Origin of the sequence: Paraburkholderia flava (assembly GCF_004359985.1) — a bacterium.
Taxonomy (GTDB): domain Bacteria; phylum Pseudomonadota; class Gammaproteobacteria; order Burkholderiales; family Burkholderiaceae; genus Paraburkholderia; species Paraburkholderia flava.
On the sequence record NZ_SMRO01000003.1, the window covers coordinates 899541 to 913714 of the forward strand.

The following is a 14174-nucleotide window of genomic DNA, read 5'->3' on the forward strand; positions in this document are numbered from 1 at the left end:
TATCATGGCGCGGTCGATTTTCCGGCTCGTGCTTTCGCGCGAGCACACTCCGCCCGCCAGTCCTGCATGTTGAGCGACGGGCCGGTCATCTCCTCCATTCGTAAAGGTTGCTTCTTGGATACGCTGCTACAGTTTGCGAACCTTGTCCTGCACATCGACAAGTTTCTCGGAATCTTCATTCAACAGTACGGCGCATGGGTGTATGCAGTGCTGTTCCTGATCGTGTTCTGCGAGACCGGCCTCGTCGTGCTGCCGTTTCTGCCGGGCGATTCGCTGCTGTTCATCGGCGGCGCGTTCTGCGCGACCGGCGAGATGAGCCTCGGTCTGCTGATCGTGCTGCTCGTCGTGGCCGCCGTCACCGGCAATACCGTCAACTACCTGATCGGCCGGTCGATCGGCTCGAAGGTGTTCGACTCGCACATCCCGGTGCTGGAACGTTTCCTCGACCGCACCGCGTTGCAGAAGACGCACAACTTCTACGAGAAGCACGGCGGCAAGACCATCGTGCTCGCGCGCTTCATTCCGGTCGTGCGGACGTTCGCGCCGTTCGTCGCGGGCGCGTCGCAGATGACGGTGCGCCGCTTCCAGCTGTTCAACATCGCGGGCGCGCTGTTCTGGGTGCTGCTGCTCGTGCTGCTCGGCTACTTCTTCGGCAACATTCCGTTTATTCGTCAGTATCTGAATGTGATCGTGCTGGTGGGGATTGGGGCGGCTGTGGTGCCGGTCGTGCTCGGCGCGTTGTGGAAGATGTTTCGGAAGTGACGGTGTGGTGGCACGGGGTGGGCCGCGATAGCGGTTGGCTGGAGGCTTTCGGCCAGACCCGGTGAGTCAGGCGCGGTTGGCGAGACGCGGTCGCTCAGACGCGACTGTCCCGGCAAAGCGTGCTCACACGCAATCAGCCTTACCCACAAAACAAAACGGCGTCGCGAACTCTCGCGACGCCGTTTTGTTTTTGCAGAAACGCGTGACTACGTTCAGCTCGCGTTCCGTCGCACGAGCGGCGTTTCCGGCGTCGGATAGCCGGCTTCGCGGAACGTCTCGACGATCGCGCGGTTCGTGTCGAAATAGACCTGCCAGTAGTTATCCGTGTGCGTGTAGGGACGCACGCACAGCAGTGGACCTTCGGGCGTGAACGACAGTACCTCGACATCGGGCGCCGGGCTTTCGACCACGTTCGGAATCTTCGCGATCGCCGCACGCAGCCGCGTCGCTGCATCGAGCGGATCGACGCCGTTCGCGATCTTCGCGGTCAGCTCGACGCGCCGCACCGGCAGCACGCTGTAGTTCGAGATCGTGTCGGAGAAGATCTTGTTGTTGCCGACGATTGTCGTCACGTTGTCCGGTGTGATGATCGTCGTGCCGAACAGACCGAGTTCGTGCACGGTGCCCGTTACGCCGCCGGCCGTGACGAAGTCGCCGACCTTGAACGGCCGCAGCACCTGCATGAAGATGCCCGCCGCGAAGTGCGCGAGCAGCCCGCCCCACGCAGTGCCGATCGCGAGGCCGAGGCCGGCGAGCAACGCGGCAAATGACGTGGTCTGCACGCCGAACACCTGCAGAATCGCAAGGACCAGCAGCAGGTTCAGCACCGTCGCGAGAATCGAGCCGAGGTAGTGCGCGAGCGTCGGATCGACACGTCCGTTGCGCGCGAGCATCTTGCGCAGCAGACCGATCACGAGATTGATCACCCAGCGGCCGATGATCCACAGCGCGATCGCCGCGACCACTTTGGTCCCGAAGTCGATGCCTCGGGTCATCAGGAATGTGCGTACGGTTTCGAGATCCACGTTGTCCTCGCTAGAGTCGGTTGCGTTTGACTGCGTTGCGTTGCGCTTTCTTCCGATACGGCGAACAACTGTGTCGCGACGGCAGGAGGATCTCTGCCGCGGATAAGGAGGATTGGGTGCGACTCCCGGAATCCCAGGGAGTTATAGCCGACGCGCGCCGCACGCGCAAGGATCATTCCCGACGCATCGACGGACGGCCATGCTGTCGACGCGTGTCGATGCATGTGAGGGGAGCAGCGTCGCGTGCGGGATCACGGGTCCGCACGCGACGGATTCCAGCGGTTGCCGGTTACGTCGAAGAAGATTCGGACGCGACGCCGAACACCGATTCAAGTGCAAACTCAAGCGCGGTTTCCAATCCTGATTCAAGCATGGGTTCAAGCGACTGCGGCAGCTCGACCGGTTGCTTGCGCCGGTTGATCCGCGCGCAATACGGACACCACGTGCCGCGACTATGGACGTTGCGCGGCGCCGCCTCCCACACGTGACCGGCCGCGCATTGCCACGCGAGCTTCGATTCGCAGCCGCTATAGGCGGTGCTGAGACAGCGTCCGCCACGTTGGGCGGCGGCTGCCTGCATATCGTCGATGGTGCGGCGCATGCGCAGGTTCGCGCACACGCGGCACCACTTTCCGACGAGAATCAGATGACCCCAGCCGAGCCATTCGTGTCCATGTGCGCAGCGGAAACGGTACTTCGCCTGCAGCTTCGCGCAGAAGTCGTCGAGGCATTCGCCGCCGCGTGCTTCGGCGGCCGCTTTGAGACGGGCCAGCGCGTTCGGATCGCGGCGCGGGCGTTTCGGCGCAGGCCTGGTGCAGGACGACGATGTGTCGGACTCGATGATGCCGATCGAGGCTGCGGGCGTATCGCCGCGAGTGGTGCGAGGCAGGGATGAGAGCGTCGGGGCGGAGCGGGCCATGAAGCAGAGTTCCTGTGGACTCGCCGGCGAGCGATGCGGACGCGCACCGGCTTGACGGGTCGAAAGCATTGACGGGACAGCGCGGCACCGACTCCTCGCGACATGGCGGCACGCGACACACGATCGCGCTTCGTGCAGGCGATGATTTCGCCGGCTGGCCAACGACCAGAGGAGCGGTTCGTCCGTTCCGTTGCAGACTTCGGTGCGGACGAATAGCCGATTCTATGCAGCCGCGATCAGGCAAATCTGAAGTTTTGAAAACTGCCTATCGCGTGTCATACAGGCAGCGTTGGAGTGCAATTCGATCGAATCTTGACTAGACGACGAGCGCATTTTTCGTGGCGCGAAGGCTGGAAAAAACACGCCCAAGGTGTGATTGCGCCAGGGTAAATCCCGACCCTCATCAAACTTGTCTAGTCAAATTTGACCGAATACAGTCATCTCGAAATCGACGAAATCGACGACCCTGACGAAACCAAGGACTCAACAAGAATGGCTGCTCCCAACCCAGGCGCGCCGACGCGTAGCGCCGTTGAACGTCGGACGATCGACTACATTCCCGATGCCGAACGCCACGGCAATCCGCTGAGCCAGTTCACGCTGTGGCTCGCCGCGAACCTGCAGATCACCGCGATCGTCACCGGCGCACTCGCGGTCGTGCTGGGCCGCGACGTGTTCTGGTCGTTGATCGGCCTCTTGATCGGACAGGTGCTCGGCGGCGCGGTGATGGCGTTGCACGGCGCGCAGGGACCGCAACTCGGCCTGCCGCAGATGATCTCGAGTCGCGTGCAGTTCGGCGTGTACGGCGCGGTGATTCCGATCGTGCTGGTGTGCCTGATGTACGTCGGGTTCTCGGCGAGCGGCACGGTGCTCGCGGGCCAGGCCGTCGCGCAGTTGCTGCACGTCGGCGACGAAGCCGGCATCGTGCTGTTCACCGCCGTCATCGTCGCGTTCACCGTGTTCGGCTACCGGCTGATTCATCGCGTGGGACGTATCGCGAGTGTCGTCGGCGTGGTGGCGTTCGTGTATCTGTTCGCGCAGTTGCTCACCGGCAACGACGTCGGCGCGTTGCTCGCGAATCGCCATTTCACGGTCAGCAGTTTTCTGCTCGCGATCTCGCTGTCGGCATCGTGGCAGATCGCGTTCGGCCCGTACGTCGCGGACTATTCGCGCTATCTGCCGCGCAGCACGTCCGCACGCAAGACCTTCTGGCTGATCGGCGCAGGCTCGGTGCTCGGCGCGCAGACGTCGATGACGTTCGGCGTGTTCGCGGCCGCGCTCGCCGGCGCGCGTTTCTCGGGACACGAAGTGTCGTTCGTCGTCGGACTCGGTGCGAGCGGTGCGATCGCGGCGCTGCTGTACTTCGCGATCGCGTTCGGCAAGATCACGATCACCACGCTCAACGCGTACGGCAGCGTGATGTCGATTGCGACGATCGTCAGCGGCTTTCGCGGCGACAACCGTTTCTCGCAGCGCGGCCGGCTCGTCTACGTGATCGTGATGATCGGCGCGGCGATGTGGCTCGCGCTTGCAGGGCGTCACGCGTTCCTGAAGGAGTTCTCATCGTTCATCCTGTTCCTGCTCGCGTTCTTCACGCCGTGGAGCGCGATCAATCTGGTCGACTACTACTTCATCACGCGCGACCGCTACGACGTGCCCGCGCTGTACGACCCGAACGGCCGCTATGGACGCTGGAACGCGACCGGCATCACGATCTATGTGATCGGCGTGCTGGTGCAACTGCCGTTCATCTCGAGCGGGTTCTATACGGGGCCGTTCGTCGACCGGCTCGGCGGGACGGATATTTCGTGGATCGTCGGACTCGTGGTGCCGGCGCTGCTGTACTTCTTCATCGCACGTCGCTCGGTGTCGCGGGCGCCCGACCATCTGATCCTGCCGCGCGACGATGCTCCTGCGTCGGCTCGACAGAGCGAACGAACGGAAGCGGTTTCGAAGTAGCAACGAAGTAGCGAGTGACGCGCACGACCCCGAACCGCAGCGAACAGACCGCGACGCGCATCATCTGCCGGGTTTATTCCTCAGAACGCAGCGCGCGATGCGGTAGAAACAGCCGCATCGCAGACAATTCACCGGTCAATTGTGCTGAACAGCCGTGTAGCAGGCTCGACGCGACTTGTGCAAGGCGCCCCGCTTGGGTTACGGTATGTGCGGGCGGCCCCTGTGTCCGCGCAATTGCCCACCCATACTGGCATTGCGGGGATGTGAACAGGGGACCGGTATCGCATCGCGATCGAATTGCACGACTCTCACGGAGACTCCATGAACAAGCAGGAATTGATCGACGCCGTTGCGGCATCCACGGGTGCAAGCAAGGCTGCGACAGGCGAAGCGATCGAAGCGGTTATCGACGCGATCACGCAGGCAGTCGCATCGGGCGACGGCGTACAGCTCGTCGGCTTCGGTTCTTTCACGCAGGGCTCGCGTGCCGCGCGCACCGGGCGCAATCCGGCCACCGGCGCGGCCATTGCCATCGCCGCGGCGAAGACGGTGAAGTTCACGCCGGGCAAGGCATTCAAGGATGTCGTGAACAGCCAGTCCTGAGCCGCTTCACATGAGTCGTCTGGTTGTCGTTTCGAACCGCACCGCCGATCCGCGCAAGACCGCGGCGGGCGGTCTGGCGGTGGCGGTCCGTGAAAGTCTGCAGGAGACTGGCGGACTATGGTTCGGCTGGAGCGGAAAAATCCACGGCGAGACGGAAGGCGCCGCCGGACAATCCGACGTGCGCATGCAGACCATGGGCCGCGTCACGCTCGCCACGCTCGATCTCGATCAACGCGACTACGACACTTACTACCTCGGCTACGCGAACGATGTGCTGTGGCCGGTGTTTCACTACCGGCTCGATCTCGCGAACTTCGACGTACGCTTCGCGGCGGGCTACCGTCGCGTCAACCAGCTCTTCGCGCGCAAGTTGATGCCGCTGCTGCGGCCCGACGATCTGATCTGGGTTCACGACTATCATCTGATCCCGCTCGCCGCCGAACTGCGCGCGATGGGCTGCACGAACCGTATCGGTTTCTTCCTGCATATCCCGATGCCGCCGCCGTTGATCATGGCGGCCATCCCCGAACACGAGTGGTTGATGCGCTCGCTGTTCGCCTATGACCTCGTCGGTTTTCAGGCGGAAGCCGACGTCACGCATTTCGCGCATTACGTCGAATCCGAAGCCCACGCGAGTCGTCTTGAGCACGGCCGTCTGCGCGCATTCGATCGCACGCTGCGGGTCGGTGCGTATCCGATCGGTATCGACGTCGACGAATTCGCCGGACTCGCGCAAGGCAAGGATGGACGCGAGATGTTCGCGCGCATGCGCGAAGAGTATTCGCGGCGTCGCTTGCTGATCGGCGTCGACCGGCTCGATTATTCGAAGGGTTTGCCGCAGCGTGTGCACGCGTTTCGCGAACTGCTTGCGCAGTATCCCGAGAATCACAACAGCGCGACGCTGATCCAGATCGCGTCGCCGAGCCGCGAGGACGTCGGCGCGTACGACGATCTGCGTCGGCAGATGGACAGCCTGTGCGGCGAGATCAACGGCGACTACGGCGAACTCGACTGGATGCCGGTGCGCTACATCCACCGCAACGTGGCGCGCAAGCGTCTGCCTGGGCTGTATCGCGCGAGCCGTGTCGCGCTCGTCACGCCGTTGCGCGACGGCATGAACCTCGTCGCGAAGGAATTCATCGCCGCGCAGGATCCGGCCGATCCGGGCATGCTCGTGCTGTCCCGCTTCGCCGGCGCGGCCGAGCAGTTGAAGGACGCGCTGCTGGTGAATCCCTACGATACGCAGGGCACCGCGCAGGCCATCCAGCGCGCGCTGACGATGCCGCAGGACGAACGCATCAACCGGCACGAACGGTTAATGAAGCGGATCCGCGAGCAGGACGTGCACTGGTGGTGTTCGAGTTTTCTCGAAGCGCTTGAGCAGACGGGCGAGGAGCCGGCGCACTGACAGCGTGCTAGCCTGGCGATGCAGGCTTCATGTGCTAACGATGTTCTGCTCAAGCGGACGTTCGCCGATGCGCGAAGCCCGCTCGCAAACGTCGCGCTCAATTGCAGGCTCAAGCCTCGGGCTTGTGACAAACCAGCTCGACGTTGTGCCCATCCGGATCGATCACGAACGCCGCGTAGTAGTTCGCGTGATAGCGCGGCCGCAGACCGGGCCCACCGTTGTCCTTGCCGCCGGCCTCTAACGCCGCGCGATAGAAAGCATCGACCTGCTGACGATTTTCCGCGACGAACGCCAGGTGAAGACGGGCGGGCTTCTCGTCGGTCGGGAACAGGCACAACGAAGTCTTGCCGTCCGCACTCATTTCGATGCCAAGCGACCCCTCCTGCACCACAGCCATACCGATCGGCTCGAACGCCTTCAGAAAAAACGTCTTGCTCGCTTCATAGTTGCTGACGCCGAATACGACGTGGTCAAACATAAGTTCTCCTCCTGTTCGAATCGTGTTTCGTTCTGGTTCTCGACGATTGAGCGGGTTCCATCGTTCTCCGCAGACGTCACTATAGCGTTCGCCACAAGCTCGTAACGCGCTCACTTCGTAGTTCATCGCCTCAGACAGACCGGTACAACCCGTCCGCTGACATCGCCCCGTCACACAAGGCCGAATAATGGACGAAGCCGCATTGTTCGCAGTGCGGTTCGCGCAGCCGCAGCCGCTCATGCGTGCGCGTCCTTTCGCCACCCCACGACGAGAACGCTCACATGTCCAACGATAAAGACTCCGACGCGCAGGCAGCCGAACTGGCCGCCGCCGTCTCGCGCCGCGGCTTCCTGAAGCTCGCCGGCGCATCCGGCTTCGCCACCGCCACTGGTGCGCTCGCTTCGGCGAGCCGTGCCGCCACCGGCGCGGCAATGACTGCACCGGATGGCACACCTGAACAGATCCACATGACGTGGGGCAGCGACCCCACGCGCGAGGTCGTGATCTCGTGGGTCACGCTCGCGCAATCGACGAATCCGCGCATCCGCATCTCCGGACCGGGCGAGCAGCATCGCACCGTGCACGGCGTGCAGCGCACCTATACCGACGGCCTGAACGGCGAAGTCGTGTTCGCGTACCACGCGCGCGTGCATGACCTGAAGCCGGCGACGCGCTACGAGTACGAAGTCACCGCCGACAACGACAGCAATGCCGCGCGTCCGTTTTCGGCGAGCTTCGAAACCGCGCCGCGCGGCCGTGCGCCGTTTCGCTGGACCAGCTACGGCGATCTCGCGACACCGAACACCGCGTGGGTGCTGTCGTATCCGCAGAGTCGTTTCGCGGTGCAGGCCGTCGAGCAGTTCGAGCCGCTGTTCCATCTGCTGAACGGCGACCTTTGCTACGCGAACCTGAACCCGACGCATCAACCGGACGTGTGGCGCGACTTCGGCAACAACAACCAGACGTCGGCGGCGAACCGTCCGTGGATGCCGTGCCCCGGCAATCACGAGATCGAGTTTCACAACGGACCGCAGGGGATCGATTCGTATCTCACGCGCTATATGCTGCCCGAGAACGGCACGCACTTTCCGGGTCGCTGGTATAGCTTCCGCGTGAGCTCGGTGCTGTTCGTGTCGCTCGATGCGGACGACGTCGTCTATCAGGACGGTGCCGCGTTCGTCGCCGGGCCTGCGCCGTTCGTTCCTGCCGCGAGCACCGGTCATTCGCCGATCGAGCCGGGCACGTCGTTCTACGTGCGCGGCTACAGCCACGGCGAACAGACGCGCTGGCTCGAGGAAACGCTGCGCCGCGCGTCGTGCGACGACGACATCGACTGGATCGTCGTACAGATGCACCAGGACGCACTCAGTTCGTCGACCGGCAATGGCTCGGACAAGGGCATCCGCGAAGCGTGGCTGCCGCTGTTCGATCGATACGGCGTCGACCTTGTGTTGTGCGGCCACGATCACGACTACGAGCGCAGCTATCCGGTGCGCGGGTGCAATCATCATGCGGGCGTCGATGCGACGACGGGTGCGGTGGTGGACACGCTGCAGCCGCGTCCGGTTGTCACCAGCGATCCGCCGAATGCGACGTTCGACACGAGCCGCGGCACGATCCACCTGATACTCGGCGGTGGCGGCACCAGCGCGCCGCTCGACACGTACGGCAACGATACGGCCACCGGCATTGCGCAGGCGAAGGTGTTCACGAAGCCGAACCGTCCGATCCCCGGGACGAGCCCGAACACGTTCGTGCGCAATAACGCCGACGCGCTCGAAGACGCGATCTGGTCCGCGCGGCGCGACACCGGCACGGGTTACGGCATCGCGGTGTTCGATCACGACCCCGGTCACGCGGGCGGCAAGACGACGATCACGATGAACTACTATCACGCGCCCGGTGCGGACAAGACGCCGACGTCGACGTATGAGCTGTTCGAGACGGTTGTGCTGACGAAGGATCGACACCGCCGCTAGACGCGCGCCACGCTGTTCAAAAAAGCCTGCCTCTATAAGCGTTAAAACCGCCCCGTCCCGATGGACGGTGGCGGTTTTTCGCGCTTAGCGAAGCGCTCAAAACATACACCGTGTTTCGCATGTTTCGACATGCAAGTGAAATACCCCGACGACACAATTTGCGCGCTACGTGACGGGAAAAAGCGGACTAAAGCTTTAAAACGAAGTCCGTAGCGATGCGTTCGACGATCCCAATTCCTCTCCTCCACATTACGTACGCAACGCAGATTGCGTGCTTCATCGGGGTGTCTCATGAACAGTGTCCTGGTCTCTCCGGAACGCGTGGTCGATGCGCCGTTCCACCCGCAACTGCATCCGCTTGATTTCGCGCAACCGATCGACGATCTGGCCGCAACGATCCGCACGCTGATCGAAGATCACGCACTGGAAGCACGCTTCGATGCAAGTGCCGACGCATTCGACGCGCTCTCGAACGAACTCCACGATATCCTCGACGCGGCATTCGAACGCGACGAACCGTGGGCGCTGACGCAGGCGCACGCGGTGCTGTTCGCGCTCTACGAACTGCACGTCGCGCCCGCCGCGAGCGAGCGTTGCGCGAACCAGTTCAACCCGTGGCTCACGCGCCTGCGCGGGGCGATCGAGCGGCGCTGGTTCGCCGCCGAACTGCGCCGCACGCAACCGCTCGATGCGAACGTGCACGACGCGTGTGGTCTCGTCGAAGCGATTCGCGCGGATTCTGCGGCGCATCGCGCGTCGCATCATCCGCTGTTCGATTTTCTCGAACATGACGCGACGCCCGCGCAGCTCGCCGCGTTTTTTCGCAGCGACAGCGCGCTGAACATCCGCTTCTTCGATCTGATCGTACTGGCGCTGCTCGGCTCGGACCCGTCGGTGCGCGGCGAACTCTCGCAGAACTTCTGGGACGAAGCGGGCAAGGGCGATCCGCGTCGCGGACATGTCGCGCTGTTCCGCAATCTGCTGCTGTCGACGGGCATTCCCGAAGCCGTCGACGATCACGCGTCGTCGCTCGAATGGCAAGGACTCGCGGGCTATAACGTTTTCATGATGACCGGGCTGAATCGCAGCCATGGGTTCCGCTCGCTTGGCGTGATGGCGGTGACCGAACTGCTCGACCCGTCGCAGTACGAAAAGCTCACGCGCGGCTGCCGGCGCGTCGGCCTCGGCACACACGGCGAACTCGACTACTACGACGAGCACGTGAGCATCGACGTCGTGCATGCGGAGGGCTGGCTGTCGAACGTCATCGTGCCGCTCGCACAGCGCTTTCCGCAGCGGATGGCCGACATCCACATGGGCGCGCAATGGCGCCTCAATACCTGCGCCGACTACTACGACCGCCTGCACGCGAACCTGCTGAACGTCGCCTGACCGCGTTCAATCAAGTCTTCGTCATAGCGATAAAAAAGCCGCTCCGGCGTCGCATTGCGCGGCACCGGAGCGGCTTTTTTGGTGCATGTTGATCGCATTCAGCGATGTAAGACAATTGAATGGCAATGTCAAAAATAATTCAATAAAAACACCGTTTTCGCCCATCGCTTAACCAGACCCTTCTGTATAGAATGCGTCGGAGTATTTCATTTCTTTACGATGCCTTACCTGCTGTTTCCGCAGCAACATGCGCGAATCACATGAGACGCATGAGGAAATACGCACCGAGACCGACGGCTTTATTCCGTTGGAAATCTTTGCTCGAGAAAGAGGGTTGACATGGAAAACTGGTCGACGCCAGGGGTTATGGCAATTACCACACGCGATCTAAGCAAGAATCCGTCGAAGGCATTGCGCGACGTCGGCGACCGGCCTCTGGTCGTCATGCGTCATCAACGGCCGGTAGCCTGTCTCGTATCGATCGAACAATGGGCCGAGCTGATCGGCAAACTGAAGGACATCGAAATGAATACGAGCATCGCGCGGACCGATGTGCCGGTGCATACGGTACATACAGCGGAAGCGGCGATGCACGTAGCGAAAAGCAACTGGCCGGCTGTCGTGGCATCGACCAGCGGCAAATGATGTGGGACCCGGCCGCGTGAGCGGCCGGATATGTGTGCAGTCGAGCGGTGGGCAACGGCCGCGAAACTCTGAAATCGATACCAGCCGGACGCATCGCAGTCCGGTCGCAAAGAACAATGTCATTGACGCAGAAGAACGGTGCCGCTCAAGGTGCCAACAAACGCCAGGTGCTGATCGACAAGGCAACTGAGCTGTTTTCGCAAGAGGGTTACCACGCGGTCGGCATCGATCGCATCATCTCGGAGTCGGGCGTCGCGAAGATGACGCTCTACAACCACTTCCCGTCGAAATCCGAACTCGTGGTCGAAGTACTCAGGCAGCGCGAGGCGAGTGCGGCCGACTCGCTGCGCGCGTTCGTCGACCGCTACGCGCAGCCGCTCGATCGTCTGAAGGGCGTGTTCGAATGGCATGAAGCGTGGTTCAGCGAGAAGACGTTTTACGGCTGCATGTTCATCAACGCCGCGTCCGAGTTTCCCGATCGCGCCGATGCGATCCATCGCGCATCCGCCGCACAGAAACGCCACGTCACCGAATTGCTCGGTACGTTGCTCGAAGAACTCTTTTCCGCCGCTGTCGCCGCGCATCTCGCCGGGCAGTTTCTGATCCTGATCGACGGGGCGACCGTGACCGCGCAGATCTCAGGCAAGCCGGATTCGGCGATGCTCGCATGGGACGTCGCGCATCAACTGGTCGTCGGCGCGCTTGCACGCAGCAGCGCCGCTACCGCATAAGCGGCGACGGCGCCGTATCGTGCGCGGGCACCGACTGCCCCAGAAAACTCTCGACCAGCATCACTTCCGCGCGCGTGAGACGTGCCGCACCGTGCGATAGAAAATCGGCGTTCATCGGCACCTCGTCGCACGCGAGCAGATGCTGTGGCCCCGGGAACATCGACACACGCGGCGGCCGGTAACGCAGCCGGAACAGCCGCGGCGCGGCGCGTCCCGCACGTCCCGTGCGCAGATCGCCGACGCAATGCACCGACGCGTCGAACCAGAAGCGCAGCCACGCCGATTGCGGCACGCCAGGTGTCGTCGCGATGAATTCCGCGAGCACCAGAAAGATATACGGCAGGTCGGCCTGAACGAGCGTCGGCCACGCCCATACGTGCAGCACGTCGGCATGCTCGATCACGCGCGTCAGGCGCACGGCGGTGAAGCCGGGCACCTGCTGACGGATCGCATGGAGATGCTGACGCCAGTGACGCGCGAATTCATCGCGACGCACGCGTTCGTGATCGGGATCGACTGCATGCGCATCGACGAGCAGCGGGTTGGGCAGCGCATCGTTGACGAGCGGACACGCGGGCCGCTCGTGTGCAATGTGAGCGAAGTAGCGCGTATGCGCGCGATCGCGCAACTGCACGAGCTGCAGTTCGTCACCGCACAGCGGACAGCGCGGCGGTGCATGCGACGTGTGCGGCGTGTGCAACTCGGAGCTGTCGTCGGGGAAATCGGCCAGATATTCCGCGACGGTCGCCATCCGCGGTTCGAGCGGATGAAGTGCACGTACTAGCACCGGATTTTCTTTCATGACGTGTGGTGCGTGCAGGTGGACGGTTGCCGGGCGCGGTCAGGTCGTGCCCGCGTTGCCCGTTTCCATTTCGCGCGGCGGACGGCGGTACGCCGCACGCGCCGGTCTGTTGCCGGTTACCGGACATCGCACCGCAGAGTAAGCGGCGTCCGCGACGATGCGATGAAGGATTGTAAGTACAGCGCACTTTCATCGCTCTCATCACTTTCGTCATCGGTTGTCGGTCGTGTGTAGATTCGGACATGGTTATGCCACGTGCACTGGCTACGCTCATCCGGCTCACTGCGAAGTGCTTTCCTTCCTTCGCGATTCCTGTGCCGCTTCCCGTATGCCGGATAGATAGCGAGCGATGACTCTTCCTGCCGTAGCTTCCATCCGCGTTCGTCGTTTTTGCCGTGTGCGCGCCGTACGGTCGTCGGGCTTCACGCTGATCGAAGTGTTGATCGCGCTTGCGATCGTCGCGATCGCGATGGGCGCGGCGTTGCGCGCGGTCGGTTCAATGGCGACGGACACCGAGACCGCGAGGGCTCGCACGCTTGCGTTGTGGAGCGCGGACAACGGGCTCGCCGACGTGCGCATCGCACGAACATGGCCCGATATCGGGCAGCAGACGTTCTCGTGTCCGCAGGGACTCTATCGCTTCGTGTGCCGGCAGACTGTGCGCGCATCGCGCACACCGTTGCTGCGCGAAGTGACGATTCGCGTGTACGGATCGGCCGGCAGCACAAACGTACTCGCCGCCGTGACGACCGAGGTGCAGGATGAAAGACAGCGTTAGCCGACGCCGCACGCACAGACACGCGGGCTTCACGCTGATCGAGATGCTGGTCGCGATCGCGTTGCTCGCGATGCTCGCGGTGCTGTCATGGCGTGGTCTCGACGCGACGATCCGCGGACGCGACGATATCGTTTCCAGCGTCACGCAGACGCGCCTGCTGGGGCGCTATTTCTCGCAGCTTCAATACGACATGCTGAATCTCGTGCCGCCGAATGAAACGGGCGGGGCGCCGTTGCGCATCCGGCCGGATGAGCTTGTGCTGGTGCGGCGGTTAGGCGCGGGCAATGGAGCGAGTCGCGTGCAGATTGTGCGTTATCGACTGGTGGGGCATCAGCTTCAGCGCAGCGCGTCGCAGCCGCTCGAAACACTGTCGCAACTCGCGGACGAGCTGCATCACATGGATGACTTCGCGAGTGTGACTGCGAGTGATGATGTGCGGTCGATGAAGCTGGCAGTGTTTCTGGCGCCGGGGGGGTGGACGTCGAGTCAGGAGGCGATCGATGCCTCGTATGCGCTGTTTCTCAAGCAGTACGCGGTGAGCACGCTTGCCACGCGCGAAGTGTCGCTGCCACATGGACTGCGCTTCTCGATCACGCTCGGCAAAACGGGCGACTACACGCGCACCGTGATGCTCGGTGAATAGAAGTTCGGCCAGTGGCTGATCATGAGCTGGATTGTTCGCAACATCGGTCA

Annotated in this window: 14 protein-coding genes; 10 read left to right on the top strand and 4 right to left on the bottom strand. The window is 62.8% G+C overall.

Annotated elements, in window-relative coordinates; genetic code table 11:
• The first annotated feature begins 114 nt into the window (after positions 1-114).
• Positions 115-762 carry a VTT domain-containing protein gene (locus tag E1748_RS26555; protein WP_133650238.1) on the top strand — a complete coding sequence of 216 codons (648 nt, stop codon included), beginning with the start codon at positions 115-117 and terminating at the stop codon, positions 760-762.
• A gap of 212 nt (positions 763-974) precedes the next feature.
• Here the strand turns inward: E1748_RS26555 and E1748_RS26560 are convergent, their stop codons facing one another.
• Together E1748_RS26560 and E1748_RS26565 are read right to left on the bottom strand one after the other, a co-directional pair.
• Positions 975-1787, bottom strand: coding sequence for a mechanosensitive ion channel family protein (locus E1748_RS26560; RefSeq protein WP_133650239.1), 813 nt, complete (start codon positions 1785-1787; stop codon positions 975-977).
• A gap of 289 nt (positions 1788-2076) precedes the next feature.
• Positions 2077-2706 carry a zinc-ribbon domain-containing protein gene (locus tag E1748_RS26565; RefSeq protein ID WP_133650240.1) on the bottom strand — a complete coding sequence of 210 codons (630 nt, stop codon included), beginning with the start codon at positions 2704-2706 and terminating at the stop codon, positions 2077-2079.
• A 492-nt stretch (positions 2707-3198) separates the two neighbouring features.
• Here E1748_RS26565 and E1748_RS26570 point away from each other — a divergent pair, with 492 nt between their 5' ends.
• From E1748_RS26570 to otsA, 3 genes are all read left to right on the top strand, one after another.
• Entirely contained in the window at positions 3199-4665 is a 1467-nt protein-coding gene (locus E1748_RS26570; protein ID WP_133650241.1) for a purine-cytosine permease family protein, read from the top strand.
• 321 nt (positions 4666-4986) lie between these two features.
• Positions 4987-5268 carry an HU family DNA-binding protein gene (locus E1748_RS26575; protein WP_133650242.1) on the top strand — a complete coding sequence of 94 codons (282 nt, stop codon included), beginning with the start codon at positions 4987-4989 and terminating at the stop codon, positions 5266-5268.
• Positions 5269-5278: 10 nt separating this feature from the next.
• Positions 5279-6676 carry an alpha,alpha-trehalose-phosphate synthase (UDP-forming) gene (gene otsA, locus E1748_RS26580; RefSeq protein ID WP_133650243.1) on the top strand — a complete coding sequence of 466 codons (1398 nt, stop codon included), beginning with the start codon at positions 5279-5281 and terminating at the stop codon, positions 6674-6676.
• A gap of 109 nt (positions 6677-6785) precedes the next feature.
• On the opposite strand, the gene E1748_RS26585 is transcribed toward otsA, so the two are convergent.
• On the bottom strand, positions 6786-7154 hold the full coding sequence (locus E1748_RS26585; RefSeq protein WP_133650244.1) for a VOC family protein: 369 nt from the start codon (positions 7152-7154) through the stop codon (positions 6786-6788).
• A 281-nt stretch (positions 7155-7435) separates the two neighbouring features.
• Between E1748_RS26585 and E1748_RS26590 the strand changes: the two genes are divergently transcribed.
• The 4 genes from E1748_RS26590 (at position 7436) to E1748_RS26605 (ending at position 11901) form a co-directional block, all read left to right on the top strand.
• Positions 7436-9133 carry a fibronectin type III domain-containing protein gene (locus E1748_RS26590; RefSeq protein WP_133650245.1) on the top strand — a complete coding sequence of 566 codons (1698 nt, stop codon included), beginning with the start codon at positions 7436-7438 and terminating at the stop codon, positions 9131-9133.
• Positions 9134-9424: 291 nt separating this feature from the next.
• The gene (locus tag E1748_RS26595; protein WP_133650246.1) at positions 9425-10525 is read left to right on the top strand and encodes an iron-containing redox enzyme family protein; all 1101 of its coding nucleotides are present in this window, start codon (positions 9425-9427) and stop codon (positions 10523-10525) included.
• Positions 10526-10891: 366 nt separating this feature from the next.
• A complete protein-coding gene (locus E1748_RS26600) occupies positions 10892-11170 on the top strand; it encodes a type II toxin-antitoxin system Phd/YefM family antitoxin (protein WP_166653632.1) in 279 nt (92 codons plus the stop codon).
• A gap of 122 nt (positions 11171-11292) precedes the next feature.
• Positions 11293-11901, top strand: coding sequence for a TetR/AcrR family transcriptional regulator (locus E1748_RS26605; protein ID WP_205965299.1), 609 nt, complete (start codon positions 11293-11295; stop codon positions 11899-11901).
• Here E1748_RS26605 and E1748_RS26610 read toward each other — a convergent pair.
• On the bottom strand, positions 11891-12703 hold the full coding sequence (locus tag E1748_RS26610; RefSeq protein WP_133650249.1) for a hypothetical protein: 813 nt from the start codon (positions 12701-12703) through the stop codon (positions 11891-11893). The genes E1748_RS26605 and E1748_RS26610 overlap by 11 nt on opposite strands.
• 397 nt (positions 12704-13100) lie before the next feature.
• Here E1748_RS26610 and gspI point away from each other — a divergent pair, with 397 nt between their 5' ends.
• Positions 13101-13481 (top strand): type II secretion system minor pseudopilin GspI, encoded by a 381-nt coding sequence (gspI, locus tag E1748_RS26615; RefSeq protein ID WP_240766793.1) that lies wholly within the window; start codon positions 13101-13103, stop codon positions 13479-13481.
• Complete coding sequence (locus tag E1748_RS26620) at positions 13465-14124, top strand: PulJ/GspJ family protein (RefSeq protein ID WP_133650251.1); 660 nt, start codon at positions 13465-13467, stop codon at positions 14122-14124. The genes gspI and E1748_RS26620 overlap by 17 nt, the downstream gene beginning before the upstream one ends.
• Positions 14125-14174 lie beyond the last annotated feature (50 nt).